This window comes from Pseudomonas sp. PvP009 (assembly GCF_017832995.1).
GTDB lineage: Bacteria > Pseudomonadota > Gammaproteobacteria > Pseudomonadales > Pseudomonadaceae > Aquipseudomonas > Aquipseudomonas syringae.
On the sequence record NZ_JAFIBG010000001.1, the window covers coordinates 2,863,700 to 2,877,145 of the forward strand.

General features: G+C 60.7%; 11 protein-coding genes. 5 read left to right on the top strand and 6 right to left on the bottom strand.

Features of this window, described 5'->3' with window-relative positions:
- The first annotated feature begins 7 nt into the window (after positions 1-7).
- Both JOE29_RS12145 and JOE29_RS12150 read left to right on the top strand, forming a co-directional pair.
- Positions 8-1,594 (top strand): RimK family alpha-L-glutamate ligase, encoded by a 1,587-nt coding sequence (locus JOE29_RS12145; protein WP_003420659.1) that lies wholly within the window; start codon positions 8-10, stop codon positions 1,592-1,594.
- A 4-nt stretch (positions 1,595-1,598) separates the two neighbouring features.
- Complete coding sequence (locus JOE29_RS12150) at positions 1,599-2,528, top strand: magnesium transporter CorA family protein (protein WP_003317664.1); 930 nt, start codon at positions 1,599-1,601, stop codon at positions 2,526-2,528.
- 4 nt (positions 2,529-2,532) lie between these two features.
- Here the strand turns inward: JOE29_RS12150 and JOE29_RS12155 are convergent, their stop codons facing one another.
- The 5 genes from JOE29_RS12155 to lexA are packed head-to-tail and all read right to left on the bottom strand — an operon-like array spanning position 2,533 to position 9,207.
- Positions 2,533-3,384: a DUF1989 domain-containing protein gene (locus JOE29_RS12155; protein WP_003346705.1), complete on the bottom strand. Its 852-nt coding sequence runs from the start codon at positions 3,382-3,384 to the stop codon at positions 2,533-2,535.
- Positions 3,385-3,439: 55 nt separating this feature from the next.
- A complete protein-coding gene (locus tag JOE29_RS12160) occupies positions 3,440-6,535 on the bottom strand; it encodes an error-prone DNA polymerase (RefSeq protein WP_058446120.1) in 3,096 nt (1,031 codons plus the stop codon).
- A complete protein-coding gene (locus tag JOE29_RS12165) occupies positions 6,532-7,962 on the bottom strand; it encodes a DNA polymerase Y family protein (protein WP_058446118.1) in 1,431 nt (476 codons plus the stop codon). Before JOE29_RS12165 ends, JOE29_RS12160 begins: the two co-directional genes overlap by 4 nt.
- A 7-nt stretch (positions 7,963-7,969) precedes the next feature.
- Entirely contained in the window at positions 7,970-8,590 is a 621-nt protein-coding gene (gene imuA / locus JOE29_RS12170; protein WP_003420666.1) for a translesion DNA synthesis-associated protein ImuA, read from the bottom strand.
- A complete protein-coding gene (gene lexA, locus JOE29_RS12175) occupies positions 8,590-9,207 on the bottom strand; it encodes a transcriptional repressor LexA (RefSeq protein ID WP_004417811.1) in 618 nt (205 codons plus the stop codon). Before lexA ends, imuA begins: the two co-directional genes overlap by 1 nt.
- A gap of 204 nt (positions 9,208-9,411) precedes the next feature.
- Between lexA and JOE29_RS12180 the strand changes: the two genes are divergently transcribed.
- Entirely contained in the window at positions 9,412-10,407 is a 996-nt protein-coding gene (locus JOE29_RS12180; protein WP_024684600.1) for an aldo/keto reductase, read from the top strand.
- 19 nt (positions 10,408-10,426) lie between these two features.
- Here JOE29_RS12180 and JOE29_RS12185 read toward each other — a convergent pair whose 3' ends face one another.
- Positions 10,427-11,113 carry a hypothetical protein gene (locus tag JOE29_RS12185; protein WP_017279439.1) on the bottom strand — a complete coding sequence of 229 codons (687 nt, stop codon included), beginning with the start codon at positions 11,111-11,113 and terminating at the stop codon, positions 10,427-10,429.
- A 477-nt stretch (positions 11,114-11,590) separates the two neighbouring features.
- Here JOE29_RS12185 and JOE29_RS12190 point away from each other — a divergent pair, with 477 nt between their 5' ends.
- Complete coding sequence (locus JOE29_RS12190; protein ID WP_044312845.1) at positions 11,591-12,601, top strand: aliphatic sulfonate ABC transporter substrate-binding protein; 1,011 nt, start codon at positions 11,591-11,593, stop codon at positions 12,599-12,601.
- Positions 12,598-13,446, top strand: a complete 849-nt coding sequence (locus JOE29_RS12195; protein WP_004417815.1) for an ABC transporter permease — start codon at positions 12,598-12,600, stop codon at positions 13,444-13,446. Before JOE29_RS12190 ends, JOE29_RS12195 begins: the two co-directional genes overlap by 4 nt.

A 13,446-nucleotide genomic window follows, 5' to 3' on the forward strand; every position in this document is an offset into this window, starting at 1 on the left:
ATTACACATGTCAGCGGCACAGGTGAAGATGAACGAAGTATCTGCGCAACTTGCGCTTTCAGCAACAACCCGACGTGCAGACCCCACAACACTCTTTGCAGCGCAGAGGCAACTGGTGATTATTGTCGAACGGCTCGAAGACTGGGCATCGTACTTTCCCAGCGAAGACCTGATCAGCGCCCAGGACTACCTGGAAAAACCGCTGAAAGCCACGGCAGGCAGGCGTGTGCAAGTCATCAACCTGTGCCGCAGCTACAAATACCTGGGCCACGGTTATTACTGTTCCCTGCTGGCCGAAGCGCGCCAGCACAATGTCATTCCCTCGGTAAAGACCATCAGCGAGTTGACCCGCAAGTCACTCTACGGCCTGGCCCTCGATGACCTGGACAAGTTGCTGGAGACCGCACTTGAGGATCACCCTTATGACGACACCGAAGGGTTTACCCTGACACTGTACTTTGGCCAGACCACACTTGAGCCGTTGAAGGATCTTGCCCGTCAGTTGTTTGAAGTCTTCCCCTGCCCGATCCTGATGGTGGAGTTTCGCAAGCGCGACAATTGGCATATTGCGGGTATCAAGGCCGGCGCTCTGCCGCGTTTGCGCGAAGATCAGCAGGATGAGTTCGCCACGGCGCTGGAAGGCTTCAGCCGCAACGTCTGGCGCCAGCCCAGTTCCCGGCGCATGGCCCGCTACGACCTGGCGATTCTGCATGACCCACAGGAACAGCTGCCGCCGTCCAACCCTGAGGCGCTGGCCAATTTCATCCGCGTCGGTCAGCGTCTGGGCATCGATGTCGAGCTGATTGAAAAGAAAGACTACGCCCGGCTGGCCGAGTACGACGCGCTGCTGATTCGCGAAACCACCAGCGTCGACAACCACACCTATCGCTTTGCCAAGAAGGCCGAAAGCGAGGGGCTGGTGGTCATGGACGACTCTACCTCGATCCTGCGCTGCACCAACAAGGTGTACCTGACCGACCTGCTCAAAAGCCATGATCTGGGCATGCCGCGAACGGAAATTCTCTACAAGGACCGCCCGGAAGAACTGCAGCACGTGGCCACACGCCTGGGCTTCCCGCTGGTATTGAAGATCCCCGATGGCTGCTTTTCCAGAGGTGTGATCAAGGTCAGCACGCCCGAGGAAATGCACACGGCAACGACCCAGCTGTTCGAGCACTCGGTATTGCTGCTGGCTCAGGAGTTTTTCTACACCGAGTACGACTGGCGCATCGGCATTCTCAATCGCAAACCGATATTCGCCTGCCAGTACTTCATGTCCAAGGGGCATTGGCAGATCTACAACCACAAGGCGATCGGTGCCGAAGTGATTGGCGAATGCCGCACGCTGGCGGTGCACGAAGCGCCGCGCGCCGTGGTCGAACTGGCGCTCAAGACCGCCAACCTGATTGGTGACGGCTTGTATGGCGTGGACTTGAAACAGTCAGGCGATCAAGTGGTGGTGATCGAGGTCAACGATAATCCGAACCTGGATGCCGGCATCGAAGACGCTTATCTGCAGGATGATCTGTACAGCCTGGTGCTGGAAGAGTTCGTCCGCCGTCTGGAGCTCAAGCGCCTCGGTCAGGCATGGTGAAACGATGATTCAGGGCCTGAAACTCGACAACAACCAGTTGCTGGCATGTGATCCGCAAAAGGCCCAGGTGCTGTGGTTCAGCAAACCTGATGCCGGGGAACGCAGATTATTGCTGGAGCGATTCCACCTTGATGAGCACGCTGTTGCCTCGGCACTCGACCCGGACGAAATTTCGCGCATCGAGTTTCACCCTGATGCGTTGTTCGTCATCTGGAAACGTCCCGAGAACTATTCGGGCAAGGACAGCTTCTCGTTCGACGTTTCGTCCTTTGGCGTGCTGCTGAGCCGGGACCAGTTGGTGCTGATCTGTGATGACGAGCAACCTTTGAGCGCGCTGGGGGCTCACCGCCCGTTGAACCAGCCGCTGGATATCCTTCTGGAACTGCTGTTCAACAACATTCATCACTATCTGGGTCACTTGAAAGTCATCAAGATGGTCGCCCGGGAATTGCAGCAGAAATTCAACTCTTCCCTGGAAAACCGCCATCTGCTGCAAATGTTCAACCTCAGCGAAAGTCTGGTGTATTACATCAACGCCATCCACAGCAACGGTGCGGTCCTGACGCGTCTGCGCAATCATGCGCAAGGCAGGCAATACGCCGCCGACAGCCTGGCGCTGATCGACGACATGATTATCGAGAACGACCAGTGCTACAAACAGGCGGAGATCTATTCCACGGTGTTCGCCGGTCTGATGGATGCGCGTGGCAATCTGGTCAATAACAGCACCAACACCCTGCTGCGCAAACTGACCTTGATCAATGTCGTGTTTCTGCCGTTGAACCTGATTGCCGGGATCGGCGGCATGTCGGAATTCAGCATGATGACCGCCCCGCTGCACTGGTGGGTGTCTTACCCGGCACTGCTGCTGGCCATGCTCGGGATGGGGGCGGTGATGGTCTGGGGACTGCGCAGAATGGCGCGCGCGGCCTGAGCAGTTATCGCTCCCAATCGGCCTTGGCGATCTGCAGACCATGCAGGCCGTTATAGGCCGCTCGCTCGGGAGACTGCCAGCCGTCCAGCAGCGACGCGTCGAGGTCATAGATCTCGACGCCCAGCGGCCGGCAGACGCTCAACGGGTCCTGCGCATCAGGCCCCCACATCGGCAGTGACAGGTCGCCACCCGGACAGGTCGACAAGGCGCACAGCAGGTCGATTTCCGCAAAAAACTCCAGATAGTCGCCCTTCTGCGCGGGGCAGGCTTTCATGAAATACAGGTCGTCATGGTTCAGACCGGTGCACTGAAAGATGTTCAGCACATCGTGCACATCGAACTCGGTCAGCCCGTGCGGCAGCACTGCGCGGGTCAGGTTGGAATGGCAGTGATGGTGAAAGTCTTCGCCGGTCAGCATCTTGTTGACGTAGGGATCGCAACGCGTGCCGAGCAGGTCATGCAGGCGGCCGCCGTGCTCGTCGGTTCCGTAACTGGCCAGACTGTCATCGGTGATGGTTACCATTGGCCGCAAAAACGGCAGGTTCGACCACAACCGGTCATGGGTGCTGACATGCGCACCCTGCAACTGCCGCGTGCGCGCAGCCCACAGGCGCTCGCGGGGGTCGTTGGCGTTCCAGACATTGAAATCGCCGACTTGCGGGCCCACCGGTGTGGTGACCCGAAACACCTGACCGGCCTTGACCTTCCAGGCCCGCCCGGTACGAATCGGTACTTCAAACTGTTCGACGAGGGTGCGTTGCTGCGCATTCGTGCGGATGCGCTCATAAAAGGCAGTGTCGACTTGCAGCGCCGCGCCTTTGCTGACCTGGTAAGCGGCTGGATAGTCTTTGTACATACTGGGCTTCTCGGTGGCAGGATGTACCGATTGATACTGCAAATTGCAGGCCCGATTACTGGAAGTCCCGGCTGCGCACATCCAGTCCGGTGAGCAGCGGCGTCAGGTCGTACAGGCGCTGGGCAATCAGGTGCCGCACACCGCTTTTCGATTCCAGTCGCCCGAACACCTGCAGCAATTGCGAGCCCACCAGCACCTTGCGCTGACGCTCGGCCAGGTCGCGCCAGACTACGACGTTGACCATGCCGAACTCATCTTCAAGGGTGACGAAGGTCACGCCACTCGCAGTGCCCGGTCGTTGACGACCAATGACCAGCCCCGCCACGCTGAGGGTCCGATCGTTTTCCAGGCTTAACAAGTCTTGTGAGCTGCGAAAGCGCTTGGCAGCCAGTTGCCGGCGCAGCAAGGCCAGCGGGTGTGGGCCCAGGGTGGTGCCCAGCATTGTGTAGTCGGCCACCAGGTCTTCGGCCACAGTCGGCAGTGGCAAGATCACCTGGGTTTCTTCGCTGGGCAGGTCGTCGAACAGCGGGCGCTGGGCCTCAACTCCGGCGACTTCCCAGCGCGCCCGGTGCCGATGGCCGATCAGGCCGCGCAAGGCACCGGAATCCGCCAGCGCTTCGGCGGCGCGCGAGTCCAGCTCGGCGCGCAACGTCAGGTCCGTGGCATCGACAAAAGGCCGTTTCGCGCGCGCGGCTTCGATACGCAAGGCATCTTCCTCACGAAAGCTGCGGACCATGCGCAGCCCGAGACGAATCGCCAGATTGCGCGTGCGGTCAGGATGATCGAGCGGCTCCAGCGAGCAATCCCAGTCGCTGTAACGCACATCCACCGGGCGAATTTCAATGTGATGGCGGCGTGCGTCCTGCAACAGCTGATCCGGGCTATAGAACCCCATCGGCCAGCTGTTGATCAGTGCGCAGGTGAACGCTGCCGGTTCATGGCACTTGAGCCAGCAACTGGCGTAGGTCAGCAAGGCGAAACTGGCGGCATGGGATTCGGGAAAACCATAACTGCCAAAGCCCTTGATCTGTTCGAAGATCCGGTCGGCAAAGTCCGCTTCATAGTCGTTTTTCAGCATGCCCGTGCGCAGCCGCTCGCGATGCGGCTCGAGGCCGCCATGACGTTTCCACGCGGCCATCGCGCGACGCAGCTCGTCCGCTTCGCCCGGCGTGTAGTCGGCGGCCAGAATGGCCACTTCCATGACCTGTTCCTGGAACAGCGGCACACCCAGGGTGCGCTTGAATACGGATTCAAGCTTGGGCGGATAGGTGACTGCCTCTTCGCCATTGCGCCGCCGCAGGTACGGGTGAACCATATCGCCCTGGATTGGCCCTGGCCGGACAATGGCGACTTCGATGACCAGGTCGTAGAATTTTTCCGGTCTGAGACGCGGCAGCATGGCCATCTGCGCCCGCGACTCGATCTGAAACACGCCAACGGTGTCGGCCCGGCTGATCATTTCGTAGGTTTCCCGGTCGTCGCCCGGAAGACTTGCCAGGGTCCATCGTTGGCCACGGTGCAAATGCACCAGATCGAACGTGCGGCGCAAGGCACTGAGCATGCCCAGTGCAAGAATGTCGACTTTCAGCAGGCCGACCAGGTCCAGGTCGTCCTTGTCCCACTGGATGATGGTGCGGTCGGCCATTGCGGCGTTCTCGACCGGCACTAGCGTTTCAAGCGGGTGTTCGGAAATCACGAATCCCCCCGGGTGTTGCGACAGGTGCCGGGGAAAACCGATCAGTTCGCCGGTCAGCGCCAGCACGCGCTTGAGGATCGGCGTGTCGGCATCGAAGCCGTATTCGCGCAAACGTTCAGGCGACGGCAACGAATCGCTCCAGCGACTGAAGGCTTCGGCCAGGGCATTGATCTGGTCTGGCGGCAAGCCCAGCACCTTGGCCACGTCACGCATCGCGCCGGAACCGTGATAAGTGCTGGCTACGGCCGTCAGCGCTGCCCTGCCCCGGCCATAGCGCCGAAAGATGTACTGAATGACTTCTTCGCGGCGGTCATGCTCGAAATCCACGTCGATGTCCGGTGGCTCGTTGCGCTCTCTGGAGATGAAGCGCTCGAACAGCAGGTTGCTCTGTTCCGGGTTCAGTTCGGTGATCCCCAGCGCATAACACACTGCCGAGTTGGCCGCCGAGCCGCGTCCCTGGCAAAGTATGTGCTGGCTGCGGGCAAACTCGACGATGTCATGCACGGTCAGAAAGTAGCTGTCGAACTTCTTTTCCGCGATCAGCGCCAGTTCCTTCTCGACCTGCGCACGGGTGGCCGGTGTCAGCCCGCCCGGCCAGCGCCTGCGAACACCGCGCTCGGTCAGTTCACGTAGCCAGGACGTAGAGGTCTGGCCCTTGGGGACCAGCTCATGCGGGTATTCGTATTTCAAATCGCCCAGGTCGAACGTGCAACGCCGGGCAATACGCACCGACTCGGCGAGCAGCCAGTCCGGGTAATGCTCGCTGAGCGCATCCAGTGGCCGCAAGTGGCGCTCGCCATTGGCAAACAGCAGATGACCTGCCTCGGCCACTGTGGTGTGGTGGCGGATGGCAGTCATGGTGTCCTGCAGGGCACGCCGGCCACGCGCATGCATGTGCACATCGCCACTGGCCACTGCCGGAATACCCAGCGATTGTGCCAACGCCAGCAGGTCGGCCAGCCGCTGCTCGTCATCCGGGCCACGGTGCAGCCCGACACCCAGCCACAGGCGCTCGGTAAATCGCTCACGCAACCAGCGCCCGTCGGCCAGACAGGCTTGAGCATCCCCGTCGAGGTCCGGCAGCCAGAGGGCCAGCAGCCCGTCCGGCGCAGGCTCGAAGTCTTCGCGCAACACGCGGTATTCGCCTTTTTTGGCCCTGCGGCGCGCGACCGTGATCAATTTGCACAGCGCCTCATAGCCTGTCTGGTTTTCCACCAGCAAGACGACTTTCGGGCCGTTTTCGATGTGCATTTCGCTGCCGACGATCAACGGCAGACCGGTGCTTTTTGACGCCTGCCAGGCGCGTACGATGCCGGCCAGGGTGCACTCGTCGGTGATTGCCAGCGCCTTGTAGCCATGGCGCACCGCCCGTTCAAACAGTTCGCGTGCGCTCGAGGCGCCCCGCTGAAAGCTGAAGTTGGACAGGCAATGCAGCTCGGCGTATTCGCTGGTCATGCGAACCAGCCATGCAGCAGCAACTCACCCGGCTCGCCAACCGCGCGATACGCCCAGGCGCGTTGGCCACTGGCGGTTTCGACCAGGTAATAGTCGCGGCGCACATCGCCGCCGTCCCACCACCCCGACTCGATTCGTTCGGGCCCGGCCACGATGCGGGTCGCCTGTACCGGCAGTGGCTGAGGCTCGCGCAGCAGCCAGCCCGGACGCGTGAAGCCTCTGGCCGGCAGGACGGGTTTGCTGCTGCTGTGCGCTTGCCAGGCACATTCGGGACGATAATCGGCCTGGGCGCGCAAGCCATTGACCGACTCGTCGCCCAGACGCGCCCGCAAACGCTCGCGCAATTGCTCCCAGGGCAAGGTCTGCTGCACGCGCTCATCGAACAACTGACGGTGCGCCGGGACGAAATCCGGCAAGTCTTGCGCCAGCAGGCGCACGGCACGTACCGGCGACGCTACCAGCACCTGCTCCAGCCTGCCGCGGGCCAGTTCGAAGAGCATCGACGCATCGCGCTCGGCGCTCAGCAGCCCGACTGGTACGACAGTCTCCGGCACGACGGTCTCCGGCCCTGGCACATGCTCGAGGTGCAGGGAAAATCGCTGCACGCCGCTGTCGCGTCCGGCCAGGAACAAGACCAGATCGGCGATCAGCCGCTTGAGCGGAAACAACAGGGCCTGATGGGACTCGACATCGAAATTCAGCTCGATGCGTACATCGAAAAAGTCCGGCGGCGTGTAGCACTCCAGCGCCACGGGGCGCTCGCCGAGCAAGGTGTCGAGGTGCTGCAGCACGCTGGCCGGAAACCGCCGTGCCAGCGTATCGCGGGGCAGCGCCAGCACCTGCCGCACACTACGCAGCCCCATGCGTGTCAGGGCGGTAGCGGTTTCGCGGCTCAGCCCGATGCGTTCCAGTGGCATCTGCTCCAGACGGCGACGCAATTCATGCGGACAGTCGATGCTCAGCCCGTCATGCATGTTGGCCAGCATTCGCGCGGCTATCGGGTTGGGCGCGACCACGATGCGATGGCGAAAACCCTGCGTGGTCAGCTCTTCACGCAAACGCGCCTCGAACACCGGCCAGGGGCCGAACAGCTTGAGGCTGGATTCGATTTCCATCAGCAGCACCCTCGGGTACTTGAGGCTGACATTGGAACTGAAACCGTAGGCCCAGGCCGCGAGCAGTTGCTGCAAACGCTCGATATCGGCCGGGTCATGCTCGATCGTGGTGAAGTTCGGCACCAGCGCCTGTGCTGCGGTCAGCGACTGCCCGGCTTTCAGGCCCAACGCACGCGCAGCCGGATTGACGCTCTGCAACACGCGTCGTTGAGCGCTGCCGCTGATCAGCGCCAGCGGTTCATCGGGGTTGCCGTGACGACGCATGACGCCGTCCAGCGCCAGTTGCGGCAGCAAGACACAGGCCCAGAGCATAAGAACCTCAAGCGTCGGTCGGGAACGGAATGGGGAAAGGCGGCGCAAGTCCGCCTCGGCATTTGAGCACCCGTAACTGTGCGGGACGGGTATCGAGCGCTATGCGCAGGGCCGCAGGTGAAGGGTTGGCGGCGGCCTGCTGCGGGCGACAGGCAAAGGCCAGGGTCTGCCCGGTTTCGGCAGCCACCTGCAAGCGTCGCAGTGCACGGTCATCGACCATGCCGGGCCAGCACACGACCGCACCACAGCTACCGGAACGCAGGCATTGCTCGGCGGCCCACAACGCATCACGGGGACTCGCCTCGATCACCACCAACTGACGCAGATCGACGCCGGCGGCCAGCCAGGCCTGTGGGTACGGAATATAAGGCGGTGCGACCAGCACAATGCGCTCGGCGATCGCGGAGAGCCGCGCCAGGCTCGGCCATAGCAGGCGCAGTTCGCCACTGCCATTGGCCGGAATGAGGATTTCAGTCAGGGCCGCAGCAGGCCAGCCGCCGGTGGGCAACGCAGCGTCCAGCAACACGTGGCCACTGGGCTGCGGGCTGACCTGTGGCGCGCTCTGCTGACGCCCTTTCCAGACCCTGCGTTCATCCAGCAAGGCATCCAGGCTGACCACCGCGCCCATCATTCGCGACGCACCAGCCCGCAGAATACGCCTTCGATGGCGAAGTCCTGATCGGGCGTGACGATGATCGGTTCGTAGGCCGGGTTGCGCGGCAACAGGCGTATCTGATCGGCGCGGCGTTGCAGGCGTTTGATGGTCACCTCGCCGTCCAGACGGGCAACCACGATCTGCCCGTCACTGGCCTGCGGGTTACGGTGCACGCCGACCAGATCGCCATCGAGAATACCGTCCTCGATCATCGAGTCGCCCTGCACACGCAGCAGGTAATCCGGCACACGGGTAAAGGTGCTGCGGTCCAGGTGCAGCGTGGTGTGTATATCGAGATCAGGTCCGATCGGTACGCCCGCCGCCACGCGCCCCAGTACCGGAATTTCCAGCAATTCGGGCCGTGGCTCAGTGTTCAGCAGGCGAATACCCCGTGCCTGATGAGGGACGACTTCGATCAGCCCGGCTTCAGTGAGGGCCACAATGTGTTTGCGCGCCACGCTGCGCGAAGCAAAACCGAAAGCCTCGGAAATTTCCGCCAGGCTCGGTGATTGCCCCTGCTGCGCGATGCGATCGCGGATGAAGGTAAGGATAGCGCTGCGTCTAGGAGATAATGTGCTCATGGAGTACATTTGTACTCCATTCGGTGTTTTGTGACTAGCGCGCTTTGTCGGATTCAAGAGGCGCGGTGTTGCATGCCCCACGACAGGCGATGAACACCGCTATAGGCGACATTGTTTGGATTTCAACAACAGTGAAATAAGAAACACCCGGTTTATTGAGCCAGGCAAAGAGGCGAAACTCGACCGCTCTTTCAACGATCAGGAGCACTCATTGTGATCACGCGCCAATTGGGTCAACTCGGTCCGCAGGTTTCGGCCCTCGGGCTGGGCTGCATGGGAATGTCGGACTTCTACACCACCGGCATCGACGAAAAGGAATCCATCGCCACCTTGCACCGCGCGCTGGAGCTGGGTGTCACTTTTTTCGATACGGCGGACATGTACGGCCCGTACACCAACGAAGCCTTGCTTGGCCGTGCCCTCGAGGGCAAGCGTGAAGGTATCTACCTGGCCAGCAAGTTCGGCATCGTGCGTGGCGACGACCCGCATGCACGTGGCGTCAATGGCAGCCCGGCGTACATTCGCCAGTCCATCGACGCCAGTCTGAAGCGGCTGAACACCGATTACCTTGATCTCTATTATCAGCACCGCGTCGACCCCAAGGTGCCCATCGAGGACACCATTGGCGCCATGGCTGAACTGGTCAAGGCTGGCAAGGTACGCCACATAGGTATTTGCGAAGCCAGTGCAGCGACCATCGAAAAGGCACACGCGGTGCACCCGCTTGCGGCTGTGCAGAGCGAGTACTCACTCTGGTCACGCGATCCGGAACAGGATGGCGTACTTGCCACCTGCCGTCGCCTGGGTATTGCCTTCGTGGCGTATAGCCCGCTCGGCCGGGGGTTTCTGACCGGTGAATTGCGTACCCCGGACGATTTCGCGGCCGATGACTATCGTCGCTTCACCCCACGGTTTCAGGGCGAAAACTTCAATCGCAATCTGCAATTGGTCGAGAAGGTAAAAACACTGGCTACGGCCAGGGGCATCAGCGCATCACAACTGGCGCTGGCCTGGGTGCTCGCTCAGGGCGAGGACATCATTCCGATCCCCGGCACCAAGCAGCGCAAGTACCTGGAAAGCAACGTGGCCGCAGCTTCATTGACGCTGAGTACTGATGACCTTGCCCAACTGGAAGCGATTTTCCCGGCCCAGGGGTCGGCATCCGGGGAGCGTTATAACGCGGCGTCGATGAAGTCGCTCAACGGCTGAAAACCGTTGCGGTTCGACATCAGGTCGCTTCAGGGCAGGTCTGGGTGCCGTTGTCGAGGCCCTGCTTTTGATTCTTGTAATCGAGCGTGGCTTTACCATCGACCCATTTCAGGGTGACGACAACCACTGAGTCGAAATCGTCGTTTGTCCAGTCATCCAGCAGATTGATGCTCTTGCCGGACGCCTCTTCAGCAACCTTGTTGATCAGCTCCGGCAGGTAGCCGTGCGACCAGGCGGTGTAGATGACTGCGTTGTGGTACTTGTCCTGCATCAGTTCATCGGCCAGGTCTGCGGTGTCGTTGGCACCGAAGTCGAGGTTGACGGGCAGACCCAGTTTGATTGCGCTGGGGCCTACCGTCATCAGCGGACGAACGTAGCTGTAGGACTGGTCGCCCTCACCCTCTTCCACATGTCGGCTCGGGTTGGCAGCGAAAATGAAATCAGCCTTGCCGAATTCTCTGGGCAGGACTTCCGACAATTCTATCGCCCGGTTGAGCCCCTGGCAGTTCAGTTGACCCAGCCCCATGGCCGGCTTTTCGGCGTGACGAAGGAATACCAGTGTCTGGGTACCATTCTTGGGTTCTGCATGGACGCCTTTGCCCATGGTGAACAAGACCAGGGCAGAAGCCACCAGCACGGAGGGGAAGAAGCACCACGCGAGCCGGTGCTGAAGTCGGGTGAAGGAAGGCATTTTCGGCATATTCATTATTTTCTGAGTCCGGTGCGCATTTGAAAGGGGACAGCCATCTGGCTGGTGCGAATACGCAGGCTTATGCAGCTCGCCCTGGAATTTTCTGCGGATCAGTCAAAAAGGGTCACGCGCGAATCTTAATGCGCACATGTTTCGAAATTAAGAATGTGGACGATTAAGAGTGTCAAAAAACGATTCTGTTGCAATGTCGGCAAAAAAAATCGTCTGACAAACAGAGAAAATGTCAAAAAATCGTCGAAAGAGGAGTCATCAGACCTGACTGTTTGCCTGGCAACAGCCATTCAACAGACCGTTGTCAGATCAACATCACGGACGCCGGAAAGCCGCGTAAAACCCTTGAATTCAAGCACTCTGGTGTTTGGCATAGAGCGTGCAATATTCCTTTTCTGAATTTCACGCCCTGCGAACTGCCTGTTTTGGAATATACCAACCGGTCGCTGCGGCTCTAGTTTTCCTGACCTGGATGCCACTATGCCACAACCCCCCGTTTCTTTTCGGTCGCTGTCTCCCCGCGCGCTGATTCGCTGGATGGCGAGCACCTGTGTATTGGCGTTGAGCCTCAACGGTGCAGTTGAGGCCGCCGAGACCGCGCCTGCCGAAATCCGTCTGGACTACGCCTACTATTCGCCGGTCAGCCTGGCGCTCAAGCATTTTGGCTGGCTGGAGAAAGCCCTGCCGGAGGCGAAAGTCACGTGGGTGTTGAGCCAGGGCAGCAACCGCTCGCTGGAGTACCTGAACAGTGGCAGCGTCGACTTTGCTTCATCGGCCAGCCTGTCTGCCGTGCTGGCCCGGGCCAACGGCAGCCCGATCAAGTCGGTGTATGTCTACAGCCGGGCAGAATGGACGGCGCTGGTGGTGCGCAAGGATTCTCCCCTGCAATCGGTTGCCGAGCTCAAAGGCAAGAAAATAGCCGCCACCAAAGGCACCGACCCTTATCTGTTCACCTTGCGCGCGCTGCAGAAGGCCGGGCTGAAAAAGGATGATGTCGAGCTGCTGCACTTGCAGCATCCCGATGGGCGTACAGCCCTCGAGAAGGGTGACGTAGATGCCTGGGCAGGGCTTGACCCGCACATGGCGGCCAGTGAAATACAGTCCGGCTCGCGCCTGCTTTACCGCAACAAGGACTTCAACAGCTATGGCGTACTGAGCGTCACGGAAACCTACGCCAAGGAACATCCACAGGCGATCAGGACAGTATTGAGCGCTTATGAACAGGCTCGAGAATGGGCAGTGAAAAACCCTGATGAGCTGGCCAGGCTGCTGGCGACCGAGTCGGGCCTGCCGCTGGAAGTCGCCAGGCTGCAATTGACCCGCACAGACCTGAGCAACCCGCAACTGAGCGCGCAAGACGTCGAGGCGTCCAAGGCCGCAGCGCCGATTCTGGTCGCGGAGGACCTGGTGCGCAAGGGCGTCAATGTCGGGCAGGTCATCGATCAACTGATCACGCCTGAGTTCTCCAAAGCCGTGATCGCCACTCCATGACCAGCCGCAACAAGTCGTTGCCTGCCTCAGCGCAGGCAACAGTGCCGGACAAGGCCAAACGAACGCTTTGGCAGCGCTACAGAACACCACTCAAGGGTCTGGTAGTACCGGCAGTGATCATCGTCCTGCTGGAAATGATCGTCCGCATCGGTTGGCTGCCTGCCTATCAGATGCCAGCACCCAGCGAGATCGTGCTGACTCTGCGCGACCTGGCGGACGGTGCGTTGTGGAAACACATCAGTGCCAGTCTGTTGCGTGTGCTCAGCGGGTTTGCGATCGGCGCGAGCCTGGCCCTGGTGTTTGCCGCGTGGGTGGGGCTCAGTCGTGAGGCAGAGGCGTATCTGGAGCCGACATTCGCCGGCCTTCGCTCCATTCCGAGTCTGGCGTGGGTGCCGCTTCTGCTGCTATGGCTGGGCATTGGCGAGACATCGAAAATCGTGCTGATTGCCATTGGTGCGTTCTTTCCGGTCTATCTAAACGGCGTGGCCGCGATTCGAGGCATTGACCGAAAGCTGGTGGAAGTCGGCCAGATGTATGGTTTGAGCCGCTATCGCCTGACCCGGCGCATTCTTCTGCCCGCCGCCCTGCCCGGCCTGTTTACCGGTTTGCGCAGCGGCATGAGCCTGTCGTGGATGTTTCTGGTGGCCGCCGAGCTGATCGCGGCCACCAAAGGCCTGGGCTACCTGCTCAGTGACGGGCGCGAAACCTCGCGCCCGGACATCGTGCTGGCGGCCATCATCGTTCTGGCGACCCTGGGCAAACTCAGCGACGGCCTGCTGGCAAGCCTGGAAAAACGCTTCCTGGCCTGGCGCGATACATTCAACGGGCAAAGCCGTGAGGGTTGA

Excerpts from the sequence above, each read along its gene's own strand:
- JOE29_RS12195 (WP_004417815.1), top strand. The coding sequence starts at position 12,598 with ATGACCAGCCGCAACAAGTCGTTGCCTGCCTCAGCGCAGGCAACAGTG.
- JOE29_RS12190 (WP_044312845.1), top strand. The coding sequence starts at position 11,591 with ATGCCACAACCCCCCGTTTCTTTTCGGTCGCTGTCTCCCCGCGCGCTG.
- lexA (WP_004417811.1), bottom strand. The coding sequence starts at position 9,207 with ATGTACTCCATGAGCACATTATCTCCTAGACGCAGCGCTATCCTTACC.
- JOE29_RS12150 (WP_003317664.1), top strand. The coding sequence starts at position 1,599 with ATGATTCAGGGCCTGAAACTCGACAACAACCAGTTGCTGGCATGTGAT.
- JOE29_RS12185 (WP_017279439.1), bottom strand. The coding sequence starts at position 11,113 with ATGAATATGCCGAAAATGCCTTCCTTCACCCGACTTCAGCACCGGCTC.
- imuA (WP_003420666.1), bottom strand. The coding sequence starts at position 8,590 with ATGGGCGCGGTGGTCAGCCTGGATGCCTTGCTGGATGAACGCAGGGTC.
- JOE29_RS12160 (WP_058446120.1), bottom strand. The coding sequence starts at position 6,535 with ATGACCAGCGAATACGCCGAGCTGCATTGCCTGTCCAACTTCAGCTTT.
- JOE29_RS12145 (WP_003420659.1), top strand. The coding sequence starts at position 8 with ATGTCAGCGGCACAGGTGAAGATGAACGAAGTATCTGCGCAACTTGCG.
- JOE29_RS12165 (WP_058446118.1), bottom strand. The coding sequence starts at position 7,962 with ATGCTCTGGGCCTGTGTCTTGCTGCCGCAACTGGCGCTGGACGGCGTC.
- JOE29_RS12155 (WP_003346705.1), bottom strand. The coding sequence starts at position 3,384 with ATGTACAAAGACTATCCAGCCGCTTACCAGGTCAGCAAAGGCGCGGCG.